Raw genomic sequence first — 21,700 nt, 5'->3', positions numbered from 1 at the left:
TCAGTCCGGGCGCGGGCCGATCACCGCGGTGCCGTCGTGCACCGTGATGGCCTGGGCCGGACACATGTCGGCGGCCTCCAGGACCCTTTCCTGCGCGGCGACCCGCTCCTCGCGCGGCCGGGCGCGCTCGTCCTCCAGCGCGAACACCTCGGGGGCCGTACCCGCGCAGATGCCCGACCCCATGCACAGCCCCGCGTCGACCCGTACGGTCCACGTCACGTCGCTCACCACCCGATCGGCATGACGCGCGGCCCGCGCACCAGCATCTCGGTCTTCCAGGTGACGTCCCCCGCGAGCTTCAGCCCGGGAAAGCGCGTCAGCAGCGCCCCCAGCGCCTCCTGGAGCTCCATCCGGGCCAGCGGGGCCCCCAGGCAGTGGTGCACGCCGTGGCCGAAACCGAGGTGCTGGTTCGCGGGGCGCCGGATGTCCAGAACGCCGGGGGCCGTGAAGCGCAACGCGTCGCGGTTGGCGGCGCCGGTCGCGACCAGCAGGGGTTCCCCGGCCCGCACCAGGGTGCCGCCCACCTCGACGTCCTCGGTGGCGTAGCGGGCCTGGCTCGCCCCGCTGCCCAGCGGCACGAACCGCAGCAGCTCCTCCACCGCCGCGGAGATCAGGGCGGGCTCCCGGCGCAGCAGCGCGAGCTGGTCCGGATGGTCCAGCAGGGTGAGGACGAAGTTGGGGATCTGGGAGGCCGTGGTCTCGTGCCCGGCCACCAGGACCGCCACGCACAGGTCGACGAGCTCCCGCTCGGAGAGACGGTCGCCGTCGGCCTCCCGGGCCTCGATGAGCGCCGTCATCAGGTCGTCCTGCGGGTCCCGGCGGTGCAGCTCGATCAGCCCGGCCATGTAGGCGCGCAGCTCCGCCTGGTTGGCCTCGAACTCCTCAGCCGTGAGCGAACTGGTCGACAGCGCCGCGTCGCTCCACACCCGGAACCGCGGCCGGTCCTCGACCGGCACGCCCAGCAGACGGCAGATCACGGCCACCGGCACGGGCAGCGCGAAGCGGTCGACGAGGTCGGCCGGCGGCCCGGCCGCCTCCAGCTCGTCGAGCAGGCCGGCGGTGAGCGCGCGCACCCGGGGGCGGAGCTTCTCCACCTGCCGGACGGTGAAGGCCCTGGCCACCAGCGACCGCAGCCGGGTGTGGTCGGGCGGATCCATGCCCAGGATGCCGCTGTCGACCTGGGCCTCGGACTGCCGGGGCTCGTCGTGCGCGGCGCTCTCCGCGCGGCTGAACCGGGCGTCGCCGAGCACCAGCCGGGCGTCCGCGTAGCGGGTGACCAGCCAGGCCGGTTCGCCGTACGGCATCTGCACGCGTAACAGCCCGGGCAGCTCGCGGACGCGCTCGTACTCGTCGGCGAGCGAGAGCCCCTCGGCGGTGTTGAAGGGGTAGGTGTGGGGGGTGGTGCCGGCGGTCGTCACTTCGGCCTCCTGTTGTAAGCAGCTGCTTACAACCTAGGACGGCCCACCCGGTCGGTCAACGACGCTTTGTGGCCGTTATCCTGACGGGCCTTCCGAGAGGACGACAGCGTGGACGAATCCCCCCGAGCACAGCCCGCGGAGCGCCCCCGCAACGCCGCCGCCACCCGCCTGCGGCTGCTCGAAGCCGCCGGCGAGCTGTTCGCCGAGCGGGGCTACGAACGCACCACGGTCCGGGCGATAGCCGAGCGCGCCGGTGTCAACCAGGCGCTCCTCTTCCGCTACTTCGGCTCCAAACACGGGCTGCTGACCGAGGTCGTGGCCCGGGGAAGCCTGGAGCAGCTGCGCGCGACCGCGCCGGAGGACCTCTTCGAGACCGCCCTGCGCTCGATGCTCACGCGCAGCGCGCCCGGAGCCGACCGCTCCCTGGAGGTGTACCTGAGGTCCGTCGGCCGGGGCGACGAGGCGACGGGGACCCTGCGGGAGCTGGGCGGCGAGTACCAGAAGGTACTGGCCGGCCTCGCCCCCTCCCAGGACGGCGCCCTGCGCGCCGACCTGGCCATGGCCTGGCTGCTCGGGATCGGCCTGATGCGCACCGTCGCCGCCCGCGAACCCCTGGCCAGCGCCGACCCGGAGACGGTGTGCCGACTGGTCCTGACCACCCTGGACCGCTTCTGGACCCTGCCTGCGCAGCCCCCGCCGGACGGGGACGGCAGCCCGGCCGGCCCTCCGGCGTCGCCGGGCACGGTCTCCCGCTGACCGCCGGTCCGAGCGGCGGGCGGCCCTCCGCTTGAGCCGCCCCGCGGCGGCCGCAGCCGGGCCGGCCCCCCTGCGGTCAGGCGGGGCGGGGGACGTACGCCAGGCCGTGGGCGCCGGGTTCGCCGAGCTTGGCGACGTCCAGCCGGGCCAGGCGCTCCAGGGTCTCCAGGTCGACGACGTCGACGGTCGAGGAGATGACGCAGGACACGTAGCCGAGCCGGCCGTCGGGGGAGGAGGTGATGGTGAGGGGGAACAGCCCCACCTCGACCTCGCCCAGCCGCTTGCGGGTGTCGGCGGCGAAGACCGTGAGGAGGCCCGGGGCGTGGCGTCCCAGCTGGGCCCCCGGGGCGGCCGTCATGCGCAGCTCACCGGCGAGGAGCCTGCCCGTCGACGTCAGGTGGACCGGCAGGACGACGTTGTCCGTGGGCAGGGTGTCGACGACGGACGCCGTCGCGGCGTCGATGACGCGGATGCCGGTGGCCGGCCGGCCCTCGGCACCGGCGGAGAAGTTGCCGTACGGTGCGGCGACGAAGGCGTGCGCCCCGTCGGCGGAGACGGCGAGCCCCTCACTGCCGGGGACCTCGACCTTCGCGGTGAGGACGCCCCGTTCGAGGTCCACGACGGACACGAACGGCGCCTCCTTGTTGGTGGCGTAACCCGTCCGCCCCGCCGGGTCGATCGCGAACCAGTGCGGGCCGGGCGCGTCCGTGTCGATCCTGCCGAGCGGACGGCGGGACGCGGTGTCGATGACGACGACACCGCCGGGCCGGTCCTCCCCGGCCTCCACGCTGACGTAGAGCCGCCCGCGCGCCGTGTCCAGGGCCAGGCCGTGCGGCCCGTGTTCGGGGGCCAGGTCGACGATCTCCACGATGCGGCGGCTGTCCGGATCGATGACGGCCAGCTCGGTGCGGCGGCCGCCGTTCGCGTGGTAGTAGCCCGAGTGGTAGGTCAGCGTGCACCACAGGAGCCGCTGCGTCGGGTCGTAGCACAACTCGTGCGGTTCGGCGGGGACGCGCACGTCACCGAGGTGCCGGTCGGATGCGGCGTCGAAGAACGAGACCGTCGGTCCGCTCTGGCTGACGACGGCGACCGCGTCGCCTTCCCGGCCGGTACGGGGGGACTGCTTGACGGGCTGCACAGGGGCTCCTTGAACTGGGTGGAGGGCGGATGCCGCGCGGCTTCGCGGGCAGGCACCACTCTCCGGTGCGGGCGGACCTGTGATCAATGCAAAGATCGGCACCTAGTCCTTGTCGCAAATGGAAAACCGCAGGTCCCGGAGGTGTTGGGGCGCCGTCCAGTGCCCGGCGGAGGGACCGCCGGGTGCATGCCGGCCGCAGGGGTGGGTACGACCCCTCCCGTACGGGGTGAGAGCGGGGCGGCCGAGGGAATCGAAAGCTGCAGGCGGTCGCGATGGACTGCGCCGATCCGGTACGGCTCGCGGAGTTCTACGCGGCCCTGCTCGGCGGCCGGGTGGTCCCGGACCCGGACGACCCCGACTGGGTCGAGGTGCACGGGTTCGAGGGGACACCGCTGGCCTGTCAGCGCGTGGACGGCTACCAGCCGCCCGAATGGCCCGGCCAGCGGCGTCCGCAGCAGCTCCACCTGGACTTCGACGTCGACGACCTCGACGCGGAGGAGAAGCGGGCGCTCGGCCTCGGCGCGACGGTGCTGGAACGCACGGACCGGCTCCGCCCGGACGCCGACTGGCGGGTCTACGCGGACCCGGCGGGCCACCCGTTCTGCCTCTGCCTCCACTGACCCGCCGTGCCACGGCCCGCAGGGCCTGGCGGGCGCCGTCGGCGAGGCGTTCGGGGTGGGCGTGGCCGTCCGTCGGCGCCGACCGGCGAGGGCGCGGCGTCGGCGGGGGCGCCGTACACGGCCGGCCGCGCGGGGCGGGCCGCCCCAGGGCCGGCCAGGCGGGCGCGGCCGCCGACCGGGCCGAGGACGACGTCGAACGGCTCCTCACCGGCCGGCCCGTCGCCGGCGGCGGACTTCGTCCGGGTGATCGGCGGCCCGGGCGGAGCGGGCGGCCGAGGGGCCCACGCGGCCGGCCGCCCCCGGGCGATCGGGCGGACGGCACCGGCTCCGCGAAGGCGCCTCCGCCCGTCGGTGCGCCGACCGTCCGGCCCGTCGCCGGCGGTGGCACGGGCGCAGGCGCCGGCCGAGGACCACCCGTGCAGCCGCGTCCGTCCCGCGGATCAGGCACTGTCCGGCCACCACGAAGCCGTCCCGCGCGGGCACGGCCCGGTCTCTGCGCCTCCTGGAACGTGCCACAGGCGTTCGGTCGGGCAGATCCCGCGCCGGCGGACCGCGGCCGCCCTCCCGTGCGAGTGAACCCGCGCCCGGCGGGCAGGCGCCGGTCGCGCGTGCCGTCCCGTGGCGAAGGGAGACGAACACACATGAGTCCGACCGTTCCCCGGGAACCCGAGACCCTCAAACGGCTCATCATCCACGAGGTGGCCCTCCTGCGGGCCGCCGCAGGCCGGTCGGCGGGCGTCCGGCCGCGTCCCGCCGCACCGGACGGGGCCGACGCCCCCACCGCCTGCGCCTGCGGGGGCAGCCCCGACCGCAGCCACTCCTGCGCGGACGGCGGCGAGGGACACGACCCCTGGGCGTGCGTCTGCGCCGCCCTCCCGGCCGTCCCCGTCTCGGCGGCACTGCTGGCCCCCGTCACCGGCGAGGACGGCCGGACCGAGGACTTCGTCATCCGGGCCGGCAACCACGTCCGGTCCGCCGCCTGGCTCGAAGCCCCCGACCAGCAGGTGGGCAGGCGGCTGCGCGAGGTCCGGCCCGGCGTCGACGGCACCGGGCTCCTCGACTCCCTCACGGAGGTCCTGCGCACCGGCCGCGCCCTGCGCGGTTTCCCCGTCGACTACACCGAGCGTCGGCCGGACGGCCTGCACCGCGCCAAGCTGCTCTACGACGCGGCGTCCTGCTCCGGCCAGGTGCTCGTGACCTGGCGCCCGGCCCACGACCCCGCGGAACTCATGTCGCTGGAGGCCCAGTACATCGCCACCATGGGCTGGGCCCGCTTCGACCTCCTCTCCGGCGAGACCACCTGGTCCGAGGGGCTCTGCGCCATCTTCCGCACGCCGCCCGGCCGGCCGATGAGCCTGCTCGGCCTGTGCGACGCGGTGCTGTTCGACGACGTACCGCGCTGGGGACGGCTCCTGCGGGCGCTCCTCGACGGGGAGGAGCCCCCGGGCTCCGACATCCGGTTCACCGTGAACGGCGACGTCCGCACGCTCCACGTCATCGGCCGGCCCGTCATCTCCACCGACGGCCTGCCCTGGGCCCTGCACCTGATCGCACGTGACCTCACCTCCGTGATCCACGGCAGGCAACGCCTCGCCGCCACCCGCCGCCAGACCGAGCGGCTGCGCGAGGAGGCCGCCGCCGAACACCGCGTCGCCTCCGCGCTGCGCGAAGCCCTGCTGCCGAGGCACTCCTCGGAGATCGCGCGGCTCGGATACGCCGTCGCCGCCGCGTACCTGCCCGTCGAGGAGGACGCCGCCGTCGGCGGCGACTGGTACAAGTGCCGCGCACTGCCCGACGGCCGCATCCTGCTGGCCATCGGCGACGCGTGCGGCCACGGGATCGCGGCGGTCGCCCGCATGGCGCAGCAGCGGCACGCCCTGGCCGGACTGGCCCACACCCCCGACAGCGACGCCGGGCAGCTGACGACCTGGCTCAACGAACTCGTGTGCGCGGACGCCTCCGCCGAGACCGCCACGGCGGTCATCGGCCACCTCGACCACGACCGGCGGCTGGTCTGGGCCTGCGCGGGACACCCGGCACCGCTCCTGCTGCACGGCGGCGCGGCCACCGCGCTCGACACCCGGCACCGGGGGCCGCTCCTGGGACTGCTGCCCGGCGAGACGTACGCGGTGGACGAGGTGGCGCTGGAACGGGGAGACCTCCTGCTGCTCTACACCGACGGACTGGTCGAGCGGCGCGGCGAGGACCTGGAGGACGGCATCGACGCCCTGCGCGCAATCCTCGCGGACTGCGCGGGCCGCGACGCCCGCCAGACCCTCGACGCGGTGGTCGCCCACTACGCCGACGACAGCCTGGAGGACGACACCTGCCTGGTGGCGGTCGAAGTCCTCTGAAAGCCGCGCGAAAAGGTGACGTGAACTGTCGCCTTTGGCATGCACCGTAGAGGCATGGACCACGACACCACCACCCCGCAGCCCTCGCCGCGGACCCCGCTCGCCGGCCGGATCGCGCTCGTCGCGGGGGCCACCCGCGGCGCCGGACGCGCCCTCGCCGTCGAACTCGGCCGCGCCGGAGCCACCGTCTACGTCACCGGCCGCACCACCCGCGAGCACGTCAGCGAGGTCGGACGGGCCACGGAGACCATCGAGGAGACCGCGGAACTCGTCACGGCGGCCGGCGGCGCCGGCATCGCCGTCCCCACCGACCACCTGGACGAGGAGCGCGTACGGGCCCTCGTCGGCCGCGTCGACCGCGAGCAGGGGCGCCTCGACATCCTCGTCAACGACCTCTGGGGCGGCGAACACCTCACCGCGGGCTCCGTGTTCGGCAGGAAGACCTGGGAGACACCGCTCGCCGACGGACTGCGCATCCTGGAACTCGGGGTGCGCTCGCACGTGATCACCGCGGCCCTCGCCCTCCCGCTCCTGATCCGCTCGGACGCTCCGCTGCACGTGGAGGTCACCGACGGCACGGCCCGCTCCAACCGCAGGTACCGCGAGAACCTCTACTACGACCTCGCGAAGACCGCCCCCCTCCGGATCGCCTTCGGCCTGGGCCGGGAACTCGCCGAGTACGGCGGCACGGCCGTCGCCGTCACCCCCGGCTTCCTGCGCTCGGAGCAGATGCTCGCCCACTTCGGCGTCACGGAGGACAACTGGCGCGACGCCATCGCCCGGGTACCCGACTTCGCCATCGCCGAGTCCCCCCACTACCTCGCCCGGGGGGTCGCCGCGCTCGCCGCCGACCCGGACCGGGCGGCCCGCTGGAACGGCAGGTCCACCTCCAGCGGGGAACTCGCCAGGGTCTATGGCGTACGGGACGTGGACGGCAGCCGCCCGGACGCCTGGGCGTACCTGGAGGACGTCAGGTACGCCGGGAAGGAGGGATCGGCCGACGACTACCGCTGATCCTCCGGCGCCGCCCCGTACAGGGCGGCGAGGGCCTGCGCCTGCTCCCGGAAGAGGGCGCGCAGGCCCTGCGGGGACAGCACCTCCGCGTCCGCGCCCAGGCGGCTCAGCTGGTCGAACGCGACCTCCTGCGACTCCACCGGCAGCTCGACGGTGACGCGCCCGGCGGCATCCGGCGCGGACGCGGACGCCAGCGCCTCGGCCACGCCCGCCGGATCCGCGACGGCGGGCAGGCGCCGCAGCCCCCGCTCCGTCAGCCGGACGGTGACGGTCGCGCGCAGCAGCGCCCGGGCGAACTCGGCGGCGCGGTCCCGCCAGTGCGCCGCCAGGTCGAACGACGGGTCACGGACGAAGGTTCCGCCGCCGGGGGCGTCCGACAGGGCCGCGATGCGGTCGACGCGGTAGGTGCGCCACGCACCGGCCCGGCCCGGCCGCTCCTGCGGGACCCGGCCGACGACGTACCACACCCCCGCCTTCAGGACGAGCCCGTACGGCTCCAGGGGGCGGACCACCCTGCTGGGCGCGGCCCCGTCCCGGCCGGGCCGCGCGTACACCAGCTCGACCGTGCGGTCGGCCCACACCGCGCGGGCCAGCTCCGGCAGCGCCTCCGGTGCGGAAGGCTCGCGGAACCAGGCCGGGGCGTCGAGGTGGAAGCGCCGCACGCTCGACTCGGCCGCCGCCCGCAGCGAGGGCAGCAGGGTGGCCGACAGCTTCAGCCGGGCCGTGTCCGCCGGACCCGCCAGCCCGAGGTCGCGCAGGGCCCCTGGCAGACCGGAGAGGTAGAGCGTCTCCGCCTCGCTCGGATGCAGCGTCGTCAGCCGGGTCCGGTGGCCCGGCGCGAGGTGGTAGCCGCCCGTACGCCCGCGCTCGGCCCGGACGGGGACGCCCGCCTCCTGCAGGGCCTGGGCGTCGCGGATGACCGTACGCTCGGAGACGTCCAGCTCCCGCGCCAGGGCGGCGGCGGTCAGGCCGGGGCTCGACTGGACGAGGAGCGCCATGCGGATCAGGCGGGCGGCACGCATGCCCCCATGATCCCGCCCCGCGGACGGTGCCCGCACGGCCGACCGCCGGTCAGTGGTGGTCGGGGCGCAGGCGCGCGGCGGCCGCGGCGACGAAGTCGGCGGTCGCCTCCTTGGCCGCGCGCCGCAGGGCGTCCAGTTCGCCGCGGGTGGTGGCGTTGCGCAGGGCGTAGGTGGCGTCGGCCGCCCGCTGGGCGGGAGCGGCCAGCTCGGGGACCAGCACCTGGAGGCGGACGTGGGGGGCCGTGACCGCCGCCCGGGTGTCATAGGACTTGGTCTCGGCCTCCAGCCGGTGCTCGGCCCCGGCCTCACCGAGGGCCAGGCGCTCCCGGTGGAAGATGGCCGAGCGGTGCGCGTCCAGGGCCGCGGCGAAGTCCGTCACCGCCCCGAGCTGGTCCTGGCGATGGGTGTCGGCCCGCTGCTCGGCGCGCGCGGTCCGGGCGGCCCGCTGCTGGAGGGCCCCCGCGGTGAGGGCGCCGGCCAAGGTGCCGAGTACGGCGATGATCGAAGACCACATGTCGGGTCGGCTCCGTCCTCACTACGGTGCGCCGCTACGGCAGTCGGGCCACTGTAGATCAGGGCGCGTCCGCTCCCGGACACCGGGGGGAAGGCCGTGGCCCGAGCAGAACCTGCGTGGCGCGTTCCGGGTGGTGTCGGCGTACACGCGGTCGCCGCGCCCCGCCCGGTCCCCGCGCGGCCGGCGGCGTGGCGGAGCGGTCACGGCATCCGCGGCCTGGCGGCACGCTCGGCCGGATCGTAGTCCGGCCCGACGCCTTCGATCAGCAGCACGTCGCCCTCGATGTGGTCGTTCCGCAGGGGCAGGACGGCCCGGTAGGCCGCAGAGCGGTACCAGGCGCGGGCGGCGGCCAGGTCGGGAAACTCGATCAGCACCATGCTGCCGGGCCACTTCCCCTCCACGATGTCGGCCGGCGGGCCGTGGATGACGAAGCGGCCGGTGAAGGGTTCGAGGGTCATGGGGATGCGCCGCAGGTACGCGATGACGTCGGGGTGGTCGCGGCGGTCGCGGAGATGGGCGAAGCCGTAAGCGGGCACGCGGGCTCCCGGGTTCGAGGCTTGAGGGCTGAGGGCGATGCCGAACGTAGCCGGGGTGGCCGGTGGGGCGCGATGACCCCGGAGGTGATGACACCGCCGTGCGCGTCCTGCTTCCGCGACTCGGCCCTGTCCGTGGGAGCGGCCGCCGGGTGCCGGTCCTGGTCGTGGTCCTGGACGAGACCGCTGGGGGAGTGGCGGGATCGGCGAAGGCCGGGGGTCCGCCCGCCCGGCCGTGTACGGAACGGTTGCCGGTGGCGTCGTCCGTGCGGCGGCCCGGGCCGCCGTGGGCGCCGGTTCGTGGGCCTGGGGTTCAGCGGCCGGTCAGGGCGAGGGACGCGGCGGCGTCCAGGACGCCCAGGTGGTGGAGGTGGAGCGTGGGCTCGGAGTCGGTGCCCGGGGGCCGCTCCAGGGCCACCGCCGCCGCGTGCTCCGGCCCCACCGGCACGTCCCGGACGGCCCAGCCGGGCGGCCGGGCGGGTGCCCCGACACCCGGGTCTCCGAGGTAGTCCAGGCCCGGGCTGCGGCCCACCCCCGTACCGAGCCCCTTGAGGTAGGCCTCCTTGCGGGCCCACAGCCGGGCGAAGACCGCCGGCCGCAGCGCGGGCTGCGCGGCACGGATCGTCCGCCGTTCGGCAGGGTGCAGGGACTCGCCCACGGTGGCCGCCTTGTGCGGCGGCGGCAGCGCCTCCACGTCCACGCCGACCGGCCGCCCGGCCACCCCGATCAGCACCAGTCCGCCCGTGTGCGACAGCGAGAAGTGCGGTGCGCCGGGACCGGCCAGGGCCGGGCGCCCGTGGGGGCCGCCGCAGCAGGGACACGGCCGGCGCACGAACCCCAACTCCGCCGGAGCGACGCCCTCGTAGGCGCAGAGCACCCGCCGCAGCGCCAGGTGCGCGGCCACGTAACGGCTCCGGTCGACCGGGTACACGAAGGCGGCGACCCGCGCCCGCTCCTCCGCGTCCAGCGGGGACCGGTCGAGGACCACCGACCGCAGCCCGGAATCCGGGACGTGGAACAGCCACAGGTCCACGGAACCGCCGGCCGGCCGGGACCGCGGCCCCGGCCAGGGGGCGGGCGGCCAGCCGGGCGGCGGGCAGGACAGCTCCAGGTGGGACAGCACGCAACACTCCGGTGGGTTCGGCGGCCAACTGCTGCCCCGGCACGATAACCCAGCCCGGAAACGGGAATTGATGGCCGGATATCGGCCGCCCTCTTCCCCGCCGGACCTGCCCGTCGCCTTCCGCGCCACGGGAATAGGGAAATTCGGCTGCGTGAAAAGGCCGAAATTCGGTGCGTTTCCCGGCCGACGGCCCGCGCACGGCGGCATGTGCCTCGGCCAAGGTCCAGTACATTCTGGCTCAAATCCATTGGATCGGGCCCAAGTTCCCACGGCACATCCCTTACGATCTTGGTCACGCAGGGACATTCCGGCGTCGTACCGCCGGATGACCAGAGGCGGTTCCACGAAGGAAGAGGGAAACGCAATGGTGTTCACCGCCGGAATGGCGCGGGGCCCGGTACCGCCCGCCGACACGTCCACCCCCGAACTCGAAACCCTGTTGCGCCACGCCGCCGAGGCCCGGGCGGGCACCGCGCGGGCCGTCCTCGTCCGGGGCCCCGCCGGAATCGGCAGGACCCGCCTCCTGGCCCTCGCCCGGCAGCGGCTGGCGGCCGCCGGCTGCACCGTCCGGCACGCCGCCGGCCCCCCGCACGGCCCGGCCCCCACCCGTACGGTGGACGCCCTGCTGCCGCCCCCGCCAGGCCGCCCGGCCGGCCCAACCCCCCGGGACCCGCACCACGACCGGCACGTCCTCCACCGCCGCGCCCTGGACCTGCTCGCCGCCGGACCCCTGGCCCTGGTGATCGACGACGCCCAGTGGTGCGACGAAGCCTCCCTGCGCTGCGCCGACTTCATCCTGCGCCACACCGCCGACCGGCCCCTCCTGCTGGTCCTCGCCCAGCGCACGGACGCCCCCGGCCCCGGAACCCCCGTCCTCGCCGAGATCCTCGCCCAGGGCCGCTGCGCCCCGCTGGAACCCGCCCCGCTCACCGAGGCCGGCATCGCGCACATGGCCGCCCGTATCTCCGGAGCACCCGCGGACCAGCGCTTCGTGCGGCGCTGTGCCGAACTCACCGGCGGCAACCCGCAGCTCCTGGACCGGCTGTTCACCGCCCTGCGCACCCTCGGCATCCCGCCCGACGCCGCCGCCGTGCACCAGCTGGGCACCGTCCACCAGAGCGTGCTGACCTCACGCGTCCCCGAACTGCTGGCCGCGGGCCCGCGCCGCGCCCGACAGGTGGCCACCGCCCTGGCGGTGCTCGGCCGGGCCGCCCCCGACCTGCTCGCCGCGCTCTGCGGACTGGACCCCGGCGCCGTGGACTGCGCGCTGAAGTCGCTGCGCCGGACCGGGGCCGTGCTGCCGGGCTCCCCGGGCTCCCCGCCCCGCATGTGCGAGGGCGTGCGCGGTGCGGTGCTCGCCGCCCTGCCCGGGCCCGAACTGCGGGACCTGCGGGTGCGCGCCGCCCGCGTCCTCAGTGACGCCGGGCGGCCCGCCCCCGAGGTCGCCGAACAACTCGCCCCGCTGGACCGGATCGACGAACCGTGGATGTTCGCCGTGCTGCGCGACGCCGCCGCCGAGGCCCCCACCCGGGCGACCGTCAGAGCCGCCGGCCGCTGGCTGCGCGGTGACGCGGGCCGCGGCCTCGGCGCCGCCGAACGCGGCGGCCTGCACGTGGAACTGGCCCGCGCCGCCAGCCGTACCGTCGTCACCCCCGCGCACGCCCTCTGGCACCTGCGCCAGGCCCTGGCCCTCACCCCCGACCCCCGCGGGCAGGCCCCCGTCGCCGTGCAGTACGCCATGATGGCGCTCGGCACCCGCCGGGCACCCGAGGGCCTGCGGTTACTGGAGCGGGTGCTGGACGGCCTGACCGGCCCCCCGGACGACGGGGGCGACCCCGCCGACCGGGACCTGCGCACGACCGTCGAATCCGCCCTGCTGGCCACCGCCGTCAACGACCGGACGGCGCTGCCCGCGGCCCGCACCCGGGCCGCCGCCCTGCCCGTACCCACCGGGCACGGCCCGGCCGACCGCCGCCTGCTCGCCGCCCTCAGCGCCTTCGCCGCCCTGGACGGCGGATCCGCGGCCCGGGCCGCCGCCCTCGCCCGCCAGGCCCTGCGCGCCGACGAACCCGGCACCGCCGGCTGGGGGGTGTTCTGCTCCTCCGCCGTCCTCACGCTCGCCGACTGCGTGGACGAGGCCGTCGCCGCCCTGGACCGGGTCCTGTCACCGGCCACCGGACACCCGCCGCTGTGGCCCCGGCGCGCCGCGCTGGCCGGCCGCTCCCTGATCCTCCACGGCATCGGCGACGTCCCCGCCGCCGCGCGGGACGCCTGGGCCGCCACCGAGGTCTCCGGCCCGGCCGGGGCCCCGCCCCTCGCCCACCTCGCCCTGAGCGCCGTACTGCTCTCCCAGGGCGAGGCCGCCCGGGCCGGCGCCGTCCTCGACGGACTCGCCCGCACCGCCGGCCACCTGGACCGCAGCGTCTGGGAATGGCACCTCTACCTGTACACCGCGGGGCGGGTCCGCCGGGAACGGGGCGACCTCGAAGGGGCGCTGGAGCTGTGGCGGCGCTGCGGGCGCAGCCAGGAGGACGCGGGCATCGCCAACCCGGTCCTCGCCCCGTGGTGGCTGCCGACCGCGACGACCCTGGCCCGCCTCGGCCGGGGCGCCGAGGCCTCCCGGCTCGTGGAGGCCGCCCGGGAGAGGGCCCGCGGCTGGGGCACGCCGCGCGCCCTGGGGCTGGGGCTGGTCGCGGCGGCCTCCGTCGTCGGGGGCCGGGCCCGTACGGAGCTGCTGGCCGAGGCCGTGGACACCCTGGCCGGCTCTCCGGCCCGGCTGGAACTCGCGCGGGCCGAGTACCAGCTGGGCCGGGAGCTGCTCGCCCTGGGGGACGCCCGCGGGGCGCGCGGCCACCTGCGCCAGGCCATCGAGCTCTCCACCCGCTGCGGTTCCCACGCGCTGACCGCGACCGCGCGCGACGCGCTGGTGACCGCGGGCGGGCGGATGCCGCAGCTGGCCGTCGCCCCCGTGGACTCCCTGACCCCCAGCGAGCGCCGGATCGCCACCCTGGCGCAGCGCGGCCACAGCAACAAGAAGATCGCGGAGGCGCTGTTCATCACTCCGCGCACGGTGGAGATGCACCTGACCAACGTGTACCGCAAGCTCGACGTCCGGGGCCGTGGCGACCTGCCGCGCGGCCTCGCCCCCCACCCCCGCCCCACCGTCCTCCCACCCGCGGCCCGCCCGCCCGAACCGGTGCGGGCCGCACCCCAGGGCCCGCCATAACCGGCCCCGGCCCCGGCCCCGGCCCCGGCCCCGGCCCCGGCCCCGGCCCCGGCCTCGGGCCGGAGACCGGGTCACCGCGCGGCCCGCCATGGGCGCCGTACGCACCGGCGGCCCGCCGCCCGGGGGCGGCGGCGGAGCCCCTTCACACGACATCCAGGAGGACGGACAGCCATGCCACGGACGACAGCCGCCCCGCCGGGCCCGCCCCCCGGATGCTCCTGCCCGGCGGCGCCCGTCGGGCGCGACGCCGAACACCGGCTGCTGCGCGGCCTGCTGGCCGACCTCCGCCGGGGCCGGCCCGCGCTCGTCGAGGTCCACGGACCGCCCGGCATCGGACGCAGCACGCTGCTCGACCACGCCGCCGCCCTCGCCGCCGACGCCGGGGTACGGGTCGCCGTCGCGGCCGCCTCACCCGAGGAGACCTGCCTGCCCCACGGGATCACCGCCCAGCTCCACAGCCAGCTGCACTCAGGGACCACGCCTCCCCCCGGGCGGCCCGACGCGCTGTGCGCCGCCTTCCTGGCCGACGCCCGCAGCCACCCGTTCCTGCTCGTCGTCGACGACCTCCAATGGGCCGACCCCCCGTCCCTGCGCTGGCTCCAGGCCCTGGCCCGGCGGCTGACCGGGGTGCCGCTGATGCTGCTCACGTCCCGCAACAGCGCCGCCCGCCCGGAACCGTACGACCGGATCGACCCCTGCCCGCTGGCCGGCGGGCGCACGGTGGCCCGGCACGTACTGGACCTGCCCCCGCTGCCCGCCGAAGCCGTGCACCAGGTCCTCGCCGGCACCTGGCCGGGCTCCGTCGACCCCGTCTTCCAGCAGCAGGCCGCCCGCTGCCTCGACGGCAACCCCGCCCTGCTGCGGTCGGTCGTCTCCCGCTTCGTACGCCACGGCTGGACCCCGCGGACGGCCCACCTCACCCACCTCGCGGAGAGCGCGGCCGAGGCCGTCAGGGAGCGCACCGTACGCACCCTGCCCCTGCTGCCCGGCGAACTCGTCGGCGTGCTGCGCGCGATGGCGGTCGCCGGACCCGACGGCACGCCCGGGCTGATCGACGCCCTGGCCGCCGGCCCCCGTACCCCGGGCACCGCCCGGGCCCTGACCCTGCTGGCCGGCACCGGCCTGCTCGCCGACGGCCCCCGGCCCGCCCTGCGCAGCGAAGCCGCCGCCCGCGCCGTCCTGGCCGAACTCGGCACCGAGCAGCGGGAGGAACTGCACGCCCGGGCGGCCGCCTGGGCCCACCGCGCGGCCCTCCCGGACCGGTCCGTGGCCCGGATGCTGCTGGACTCCGGCCGGATCGGCGCCCCCTGGGCGGTGGCGGCCCTGCGCCGCCGGGCCGACGAACACCGCGCGTCCGGCCGCCACGCCCAGGCCGCCCGGCTGCTGGAACGGGCCCTGCGCGAGCCGGTGCCGGAAGCCCTGCGGGTCCGGCTGCTGACCGAGCTGGGCACCGCCACGCTTCCCACCGGAGCGGAGGCCGCGAGCCGCCACCTCTACCGTGCCCTCGACCCCCCGGCGGGCGGGGCCGGTTCCGCGCCCGCCGACGCCGCCACCGTCCGGGCCCGGCTGCGGGCGGCGGAACTCCTCGTCGCCCGGGGAGACGTGCGGACCCCCGCCGCCCGCATCGCCCGGGCCGTCGCCGAGGCGGCGCCGGGCACCGCCGAGCACTCCGGACTGCGGGCCCTCTACTGGATGGCCGAGGACGGCCGACCCGACCCCGAGGACGGATGCGGGCCGCCGCTGCCCGACACGTGGCCCGCCCGGCCGGAGCAGGCCGCCGAGGCCGCCGTGGCCGCCTGGCGGACCGCGCAGCGGGGCCTGGACATCGCGCGCGCCCGCGGGCTCGCCCGGGCCGCCCTGGCCCCGGAGGTCCGCGCGCACGTCCCGCCGGCCGTCCGGGCGGCCGCGGCGCACGCGCTGGTCCTGAGCGGGGACACGCGGGAGGCGCGCAGCGCCCTCGACGAGGTCCTGGTGTGCGCCCGGCGGCGCGACGCCCGGCCGGTCGCCGGCGCGGCCCTGCTCGTCACCTGCGTCGCTGAGCTGTGGGGCGGGCGCGACGCCGCCGCCTCGGAGGCCCTGGACCGGTGCGAGGAGGTCATGCCGGGCCGCTCCTGGCACCCGCTCATGGCGCCCGGCCCCCTGGCCCTGCGGGCCCTGCTGGACCTGCGCCGGGGAGACGCCGACGCCGCCGCGCGGATCCTGGACACCCGGCTGCCGCCCGTCGCCGAGGGCGGTCTGGCCTGGGCCTACCTCCTCTACGCGCGCGGCAGGGTCCGGCTCGCGGCCGGTGACCGCGACGGGGCCCTCGCCGACCTGCTGGAGTGCGGTCGCCGGCTGCTGGCCCGGCAGGCGGCCAATCCCGCCCTGCTGCCCTGGCGTTCGGCCGCCGCGCGAACCCGCGACCCCGAAGACCCGCTGGCGGTGCGGTTGCTGGCGGAGGAGCGCCGCCGGGCCGTGCTGTGGGGCTCGCCCCTCGCGCTGGCCACGGCACTGGCCCCGGCGCCGGGTGGCGCCGCCCCGCCCGGCGCGGTGGCACGGGCCCGGGGGCGTGCGGCCGGCTGGCAGTACCGGCAGGCACTGGTGGCCCTCGGCACGGCGCCCTTCTCGGGCCACCTCACGGTCGACTCCCTCCTGGACGACGACCGCACCCCCGCCGACCACCCCACCCCGTCCCCGACCGCCAAGGGCCCGGCCGCACCGAACGCGGCCGCCCTGGCCCGGGCCGCCATGGGCCCGGACGTACCGGATGCGGCCGCCCTGGCCCGGGCCGCCATGGGCCCGGACGTACCGGATGCGGCCGCCCCGGCCCGGGCCGCCATGGGCCCGGACGTACCGGATGCGGCCGCACCCGCCCTGCCCGCTCCGGCCTCGACCGCTCCGGCCTCGACCGCTCCGGACGCGACCGGGCTGGCCCCGGCCGCCATGGGCCCGGGCCTACCGGTCACGGGCGTACCGGCCCCCACCGCCACGGGCCCGGCCCCGCACCCGACGCCGGACACGGCACCCGCCACCCGTCCGGCCCGGCACCGCACCCACCGGCCCACCGCCCCGGGGCGTGCCGCCCCCCAGGACCCCCACCGCGTTCCGGCTCCGGCCGGGTCAGGGGCTCGCGCGGGACATCCGACGCCGGCCGCGCCACCGGCTGGGGCGGCCCGTCCGGCACGGACCGGACATGCGCCTCCGCCGAACCACGAGGCCCGGCCGGGGCTTGTACCCCCGCCCGGATACACCGCTCCGGCGGGGCACGAGGCTTCGGCCGGACCAGTGGCTGGGGCGACCCGTCCGGCTCCGGCGGGGTATCCGCCGTCGGCCCCCTACGGGGCGCCGGGCGGGGCCGCGGTCTCGGCGGGGCACGAGGCTCCGGCCGTATCAGCCGGGGAGGCGGAGTACCCGGTCGCAGGGGGACATGTGATTCGGGCGGCCCATACGGCCCCGGGCGGGTACGTGGCTCGGGCGGCACATCAGGCTGTGGCCGGATCCACGCCCCCGGCCGGAGAAGTGGCCGGCCCGGGGCACGCCCCTCCGAACGGACCCGCGGCCCTGGCGGGGTACGACGTTCCGGCCGGGTCCGCCGGAGGGGCTGGATATCCGGCCCGGGTGGGCCACGTGGGTTCGGCGGGGCAGGCGGCAGCGGACGGGCGCGCGGTCCTGGCGGGGTACGACGTTCCCGGCGGGTTCGCCGACGGGGCGGGGCATCCGGCCCGGGCGGGACATGTGGCCGGGCCGGGGCAGGCGGCTCCGGACGGGCACGCGGCCCTGGCGGCGTATGGCGCTCCGGCCGGGTCCGCCGGCGGGGCGGGGTATCCGGCTCCGGCGGGATACGCGGACCGTCCGGGGCAGCCGGCTCCGGCCAGGAACCCCGCTCCTGCCGGGCAGGCGGGCGCGGCCGGACGTACCGGGCCGGCCGCCGGCGGAGCGGTGGCGCTGACCGCGGCCGAGTCCCGCGTCGCGGCGCTCGCCGCCGGGGGCCTGCCGAACCGGGCCATCGCCGAGGAACTCGCCGTCACCCCCCGAACCGTGGAACAGCACCTCACCAAGGCCTACCGCAAGCTCGGCATCCGCGGACGCCCACAACTGGCCGCGGCACTCGAACGAACGGCGACGGAGGAACCGACATGACCACCCTGCTCCACCGGACGCAGGAACTCGACCTGCTCACAGCGGCGTTGGACGCCACGGCCCGCGGGACGGGGGTGGGGGCGGGAGGCGGGTCGCTGACGGTGGTGACCGGGGGCATCGGCATGGGCAAGACCGCCCTGCTGAGGGCCCTGCCGGAGCTCGCCGAACGCCGGGGCGTGCGCGTCCTCACGGCCAGCGGGGCCCCGCACGAACAGGCCTTCGGCTACGGCGTGCTCAGCCAGCTCCTGACCCCGCTGCTGCCCGCCGAAGGGTCCCCCGTCACCCCGCCCGCGGCCCCGCCCGGGGAACCGGCCGGTCCGTCCACCGCGGCCGGACAGGACTCCGAGCTGTTGGCCCTGGTCGCCGAACACGCCGAGCGGAAACCGCTGTTACTGCTGGTGGACGACCTCCAGTGGGCCGACGCCCCGTCGCTGCGCTGGCTCGCGCGGCTGACCGGACGCCTGCCACGGCTGCGCGTCACCGTGGTCGTCGCGCTGCGCGAAGGGGACCCCGGCGAGGACGAACCCCGCCTGCACCACCTCACCGGCCGGGCGGCCGCCGTCCTGCGGCTGGGCCCGCTGTCCCCGGAGGCCACGGCAGACCTCGCCGGAGCCCGGCTCGGCCGGCCCGTGGACGAGGACTGCGCCCGCGCCTGCCACGAGGCGACCGGCGGGCACCCCCTGCTGCTCACGGCCATCCTCGACGCCCTGGCCGCCGGCGCCGACCTCGGCGCCGAGCCGCAGGCTCCGTACGGCCGTCTGCCCGACGCGCGGGACATCCGCGGGATCCGTCCCGACGGCCTGCGCGAACGGCTGGCGGTGGTCCTGCGAGGCCAGCGCCCGCCGGTATGGCGGTTCGCCGCCGCCCTCGCCGTCCTGGGCGAAGGCACCGGAGAACCCGGGGACCCGGGAGAGGCCGCCGGACACGCCCACCACGCCGCACGCCGCGGCTCCCCCCGGCCCACCACAGGCGCCGAATCCGTCGGCTATGCCAGGGACACGGCAGGCCCCGGACACGCCGAGGGCGTCGGCCACGCCGGGGGTGCCGGCCACGCCGGGGACACCGGCGGTGGTCGCTACCCCGGGGGCGCAGGCTCCTCAGGCCACGCTCGGCACGCCCGGGACGGCGCCGGCAGCGCGGCCTCCTCCGGCTACGCCGCAGCCGCCGCAAACAGCGTCGGCCACGCCGGGGAGGCCGGAGGGCGGGGACCCGCCCGGGAATCCGGGGGCACCGGGGAGCCGGGATACCCCGGGGAACCCGGCCATGCCGCAGCGGCGGGATACGCCGCGGAGGTCGGCTGTGCCTGGGCGGCCGGACCCGGGTGGGAGGCCGGCCGTGCCGGGAGCGTCGGCGGTGCCGGGGAGGTGGCGGCGGTCGGATGCGCCGGGGGAGTCGGCGATGTCGGGAGCGGGGGCTCTTCCGGCTGCGCCGGGGTGGCCGGAACTGGGAAGGAATCCCGCGTCGTCGGGGAGCCGGGATACCTCGGCGAGCCCGGCGCGGGATACGCCGCGGAAACCGGCTGCGTCGGCGAGGCCGGGGCCGTCAGGGAAGCCGGCCGTGCCGGTGCGGCGGACGGGTACGGGTGGAAAGGCGGACGTGTCGAGGCGGACGGATACCCGCGGGAAGGCGGAGGTGTCCAGGCGGACGGGTGCGGGTGGGACGGCGGGGGCCCTGAGGCGGACGGGTACGGGTGGGACGGCGGTGGCGGGGAGGATCCCGCCGCTCGGCTTGCCGGGCTCGATGACACCGGGCGGGCCGAGGCGGTGCGGGCGTTGCGCCGGCTCGGGCTGCTGGCGCCGGGTCCCGTACCCCGGTTCGTGCACCCCGTCGTCGCGGACGCCGTCGAGGACGTGATGGCCCCCGCGGAGGCGGAGGCCGTGCGCCTGCGTGCCGCCCTCCTGCTGCACCAGAGCGGCCAACCCGCCGAGCGGGCCGCCGCGCAGCTGCTCGCCGTCTCCTCCTGCGAGGAGCCCTGGGCGCAGGAGGTCCTGCGGGCCGCCGCGACCGCCGCCCTGCGCCGCACCGACCCGGAAGCCGCCGCCCGCTACCTGCGCCGCGCCCTGCTCCTCAGCCCGCCCGAGGGGCCCTCCCGCGCCGAGCTGCTCGTCGAACTCGCCATGGTCGAGCGGGACTTCAACCCGCGGGCGGCACTGCGCCACTTCACCCAGGCCCTGCTGCTCCTCCCGGAGCCGGCCCGCCGCGCCCGGGTGGCGGGCCGGATACCGCCGTTCCTCCTCGACGACTGCCCGCCCGCCACCCTCGGCACCGTCGCGAGGACGGCCGCCGAACTGGGCGACGCGGCCGGCCTCACCGGCTCCGCCCGCCGCAGCGCCCTGCGCCTGGAGGCCCGCCTCGGGCACGCCGCGGTGGCCGGCCCGGCCGAACTGGCCGGCACCGCGGACCGGCTCCGGGCCCTGGGCCCCGTACCCTGCCTGGACAGCGCCGCCGACCGCGAACGCGTCACCGTACTGCTGCACGGCGCCGTCCTGGCCCAACGGGTCACCGCCGCCGAGGCCGTGCCCCTCGCCGAACGGCTGCTCCAGCACGAGCCGGCCACCCCGGACCACGTCCACACCGCCCTGCCCCTGCTGACGGACGTCCTGGTCGCCGCCGACTCCCTCACCACCATCGGCCCCTGGCTGCACACCGCCTACGACCGGGCCCGCCGCGACCGGGCCACCGTCCCGCGCGCCCTGATCGCCGTCGAGCTCGCCCACCTCGCGCTGGCCCGCGGAGACCTGGCGGGGGCCCGCGCCCACGCCGCCGAGGCCCTCGACCTGGACGCCACGGACTGGGCCACCCTGCGCACCCTGGCCTCCGTCGTCCTGGCCGCCCTGGAGGCCCGGGACACCGCCCTGTGCGAACGGCTGCTGTCCGGCTCCCCGCCGGACCCCGCCCACAGCCACCTGCCGTCCCTGCGGCTGCTCGTCCGCGGCTCGGCCGCCGCCCTGCGCCACGACCTGCCGACCGCCCTGGGCTGCTACCTCGACTGGGGCCGTACGGCCGAACGCGCCCACTGGCACAACCCGGCCGTCGCCCCGTGGCGCTCCTGGGTCTCCGCCCTCCACTACCGCATGGGCCGGCCCGGCCACGCCCACGACCTCATGGACGAGGAGTACGAGCGCGCCATGGCCTGGGGCAGCCCCGTGGCCATCGGCCGCGCCCAGCGCGGACGGGGCGCCATCACCGGCGGAGAGCACGGGCTCGCCCTGCTGCGCGAGTCCGCGGCCACCCTGGAACGCACCGCCCACGTCCTCGAACAGGCCCGTACCGCCCTGCTGCTCGGCAGGAGGCTGCTGACCGCCGGACGGGAGGCCGAGGCCGAACAGCGGCTGACCCGGGCCCGCGAGCTGGGACTGACCTGCGGGGCGCCCTGGATCGCCGACCGGGCCGGCCGGGCCCTGCACACCATCGCGGGCTCCCAGGGCGCGGACGCGGTCGCCGCACTGACCCGCACCGAACGCCGCGTCGCCGGCCTGGCCGCCCATGGCACCTCCAACCGGGCCATCGCCGAACGGCTGGAGGTCAGCGCCCGGGCGGTCGAGAAGCACCTCACCCGGGCCTACCGCAAACTGCGCATCGACGGCCGCGCCGAACTGGTCCCGCTGGCACGGCTGCTGTCCGTGGAGTGCCCCGAGGCCGCTACGGGGGCCGGTGCACGGGCCGGTACCGGGGTGGGGGAGGGGCGGGGGCCGGGCCGGGGGGCCGTACCGTACCGAACCGAAGCCCCCCGGTACCGCCCGTAACCGTACCCCCCGTGCCCCGCCCACAGGGTTAGCGTGTGGGGGATTGAATTCGTTGACACCTTTCACCACGTCTTCATACCTTCGTGGTGGCGGTGATCGAACCGCCCCGACGGCGGA

The 21,700-nt window shown here is 77.3% G+C and carries 14 protein-coding genes; 7 read left to right on the top strand and 7 right to left on the bottom strand.

Features of this window, described 5'->3' with window-relative positions; translation table 11 throughout:
• On the bottom strand, nt 1-228 hold the full coding sequence (locus tag WDV06_RS20225) for a ferredoxin (RefSeq protein ID WP_395511182.1): 228 nt from the start codon (nt 226-228) through the stop codon (nt 1-3).
• Entirely contained in the window at nt 225-1,418 is a 1,194-nt protein-coding gene (locus tag WDV06_RS20220; protein WP_395511181.1) for a cytochrome P450, read from the bottom strand. Before WDV06_RS20220 ends, WDV06_RS20225 begins: the two co-directional genes overlap by 4 nt.
• Nucleotides 1,419-1,526: 108 nt before the next feature.
• On the opposite strand from WDV06_RS20220, the gene WDV06_RS20215 reads away from it, so the two are divergent.
• Nucleotides 1,527-2,174 carry a TetR/AcrR family transcriptional regulator gene (locus WDV06_RS20215; RefSeq protein WP_395511180.1) on the top strand — a complete coding sequence of 216 codons (648 nt, stop codon included), beginning with the start codon at nt 1,527-1,529 and terminating at the stop codon, nt 2,172-2,174.
• A gap of 76 nt (nt 2,175-2,250) precedes the next feature.
• On the opposite strand, the gene WDV06_RS20210 is transcribed toward WDV06_RS20215, so the two are convergent.
• Nucleotides 2,251-3,312, bottom strand: a complete 1,062-nt coding sequence (locus tag WDV06_RS20210; RefSeq protein WP_395511179.1) for a YncE family protein — start codon at nt 3,310-3,312, stop codon at nt 2,251-2,253.
• Between the two features lie 272 nt (nt 3,313-3,584).
• On the opposite strand from WDV06_RS20210, the gene WDV06_RS20205 reads away from it, so the two are divergent.
• The 3 genes from WDV06_RS20205 to WDV06_RS20195 all read left to right on the top strand — a co-directional run bounded on the left by WDV06_RS20205 (nt 3,585) and on the right by WDV06_RS20195 (nt 7,300).
• Nucleotides 3,585-3,932, top strand: coding sequence for a VOC family protein (locus WDV06_RS20205; protein WP_395511178.1), 348 nt, complete (start codon nt 3,585-3,587; stop codon nt 3,930-3,932).
• Nucleotides 3,933-4,573: 641 nt separating this feature from the next.
• Nucleotides 4,574-6,286: a PP2C family protein-serine/threonine phosphatase gene (locus WDV06_RS20200; RefSeq protein ID WP_395511177.1), complete on the top strand. Its 1,713-nt coding sequence runs from the start codon at nt 4,574-4,576 to the stop codon at nt 6,284-6,286.
• Nucleotides 6,287-6,340: 54 nt separating this feature from the next.
• On the top strand, nt 6,341-7,300 hold the full coding sequence (locus WDV06_RS20195; protein ID WP_395511176.1) for an SDR family oxidoreductase: 960 nt from the start codon (nt 6,341-6,343) through the stop codon (nt 7,298-7,300).
• Here the strand turns inward: WDV06_RS20195 and WDV06_RS20190 are convergent.
• The 4 genes from WDV06_RS20190 to WDV06_RS20175 all read right to left on the bottom strand — a co-directional run bounded on the left by WDV06_RS20190 (nt 7,291) and on the right by WDV06_RS20175 (nt 10,492).
• Nucleotides 7,291-8,322, bottom strand: coding sequence for a helix-turn-helix transcriptional regulator (locus tag WDV06_RS20190; protein WP_395511175.1), 1,032 nt, complete (start codon nt 8,320-8,322; stop codon nt 7,291-7,293). The two genes, WDV06_RS20195 and WDV06_RS20190, sit on opposite strands and share 10 nt — an antisense overlap.
• A gap of 49 nt (nt 8,323-8,371) precedes the next feature.
• Nucleotides 8,372-8,836 carry a protein kilB gene (locus WDV06_RS20185; RefSeq protein ID WP_395511174.1) on the bottom strand — a complete coding sequence of 155 codons (465 nt, stop codon included), beginning with the start codon at nt 8,834-8,836 and terminating at the stop codon, nt 8,372-8,374.
• 200 nt (nt 8,837-9,036) lie between these two features.
• Complete coding sequence (locus tag WDV06_RS20180; RefSeq protein ID WP_395511173.1) at nt 9,037-9,372, bottom strand: DUF1330 domain-containing protein; 336 nt, start codon at nt 9,370-9,372, stop codon at nt 9,037-9,039.
• A 310-nt stretch (nt 9,373-9,682) separates the two neighbouring features.
• On the bottom strand, nt 9,683-10,492 hold the full coding sequence (locus WDV06_RS20175) for a 4'-phosphopantetheinyl transferase family protein (protein ID WP_395511172.1): 810 nt from the start codon (nt 10,490-10,492) through the stop codon (nt 9,683-9,685).
• 364 nt (nt 10,493-10,856) lie between these two features.
• On the opposite strand from WDV06_RS20175, the gene WDV06_RS20170 reads away from it, so the two are divergent.
• The 3 genes from WDV06_RS20170 to WDV06_RS20160 all read left to right on the top strand — a co-directional run bounded on the left by WDV06_RS20170 (nt 10,857) and on the right by WDV06_RS20160 (nt 21,583).
• On the top strand, nt 10,857-13,718 hold the full coding sequence (locus WDV06_RS20170; protein WP_395511171.1) for a helix-turn-helix transcriptional regulator: 2,862 nt from the start codon (nt 10,857-10,859) through the stop codon (nt 13,716-13,718).
• A 171-nt stretch (nt 13,719-13,889) separates the two neighbouring features.
• Entirely contained in the window at nt 13,890-17,837 is a 3,948-nt protein-coding gene (locus WDV06_RS20165) for an AAA family ATPase (protein WP_395511170.1), read from the top strand.
• Nucleotides 17,834-21,583, top strand: a complete 3,750-nt coding sequence (locus WDV06_RS20160; RefSeq protein ID WP_395511169.1) for an AAA family ATPase — start codon at nt 17,834-17,836, stop codon at nt 21,581-21,583. The genes WDV06_RS20165 and WDV06_RS20160 overlap by 4 nt, the downstream gene beginning before the upstream one ends.
• Nucleotides 21,584-21,700 lie beyond the last annotated feature (117 nt).

Source organism: Streptomyces racemochromogenes (assembly GCF_044129415.1).
GTDB classification, from domain to species: domain Bacteria; phylum Actinomycetota; class Actinomycetes; order Streptomycetales; family Streptomycetaceae; genus Streptomyces; species Streptomyces racemochromogenes_A.
Note: the sequence above shows the minus strand (reverse complement) of the source record. Positions and strands in the feature narration are given on the sequence as shown.

Bases quoted from the DNA above. Each gene is read 5' to 3' on its own strand.
- WDV06_RS20160 (WP_395511169.1), top strand. From the start codon at position 17,834: ATGACCACCCTGCTCCACCGGACGCAGGAACTCGACCTGCTCACAGCG.
- WDV06_RS20165 (WP_395511170.1), top strand. From the start codon at position 13,890: ATGCCACGGACGACAGCCGCCCCGCCGGGCCCGCCCCCCGGATGCTCC.
- WDV06_RS20195 (WP_395511176.1), top strand. From the start codon at position 6,341: ATGGACCACGACACCACCACCCCGCAGCCCTCGCCGCGGACCCCGCTC.
- WDV06_RS20185 (WP_395511174.1), bottom strand. From the start codon at position 8,836: ATGTGGTCTTCGATCATCGCCGTACTCGGCACCTTGGCCGGCGCCCTC.
- WDV06_RS20190 (WP_395511175.1), bottom strand. From the start codon at position 8,322: ATGCGTGCCGCCCGCCTGATCCGCATGGCGCTCCTCGTCCAGTCGAGC.
- WDV06_RS20205 (WP_395511178.1), top strand. From the start codon at position 3,585: ATGGACTGCGCCGATCCGGTACGGCTCGCGGAGTTCTACGCGGCCCTG.
- WDV06_RS20170 (WP_395511171.1), top strand. From the start codon at position 10,857: ATGGTGTTCACCGCCGGAATGGCGCGGGGCCCGGTACCGCCCGCCGAC.
- WDV06_RS20200 (WP_395511177.1), top strand. From the start codon at position 4,574: ATGAGTCCGACCGTTCCCCGGGAACCCGAGACCCTCAAACGGCTCATC.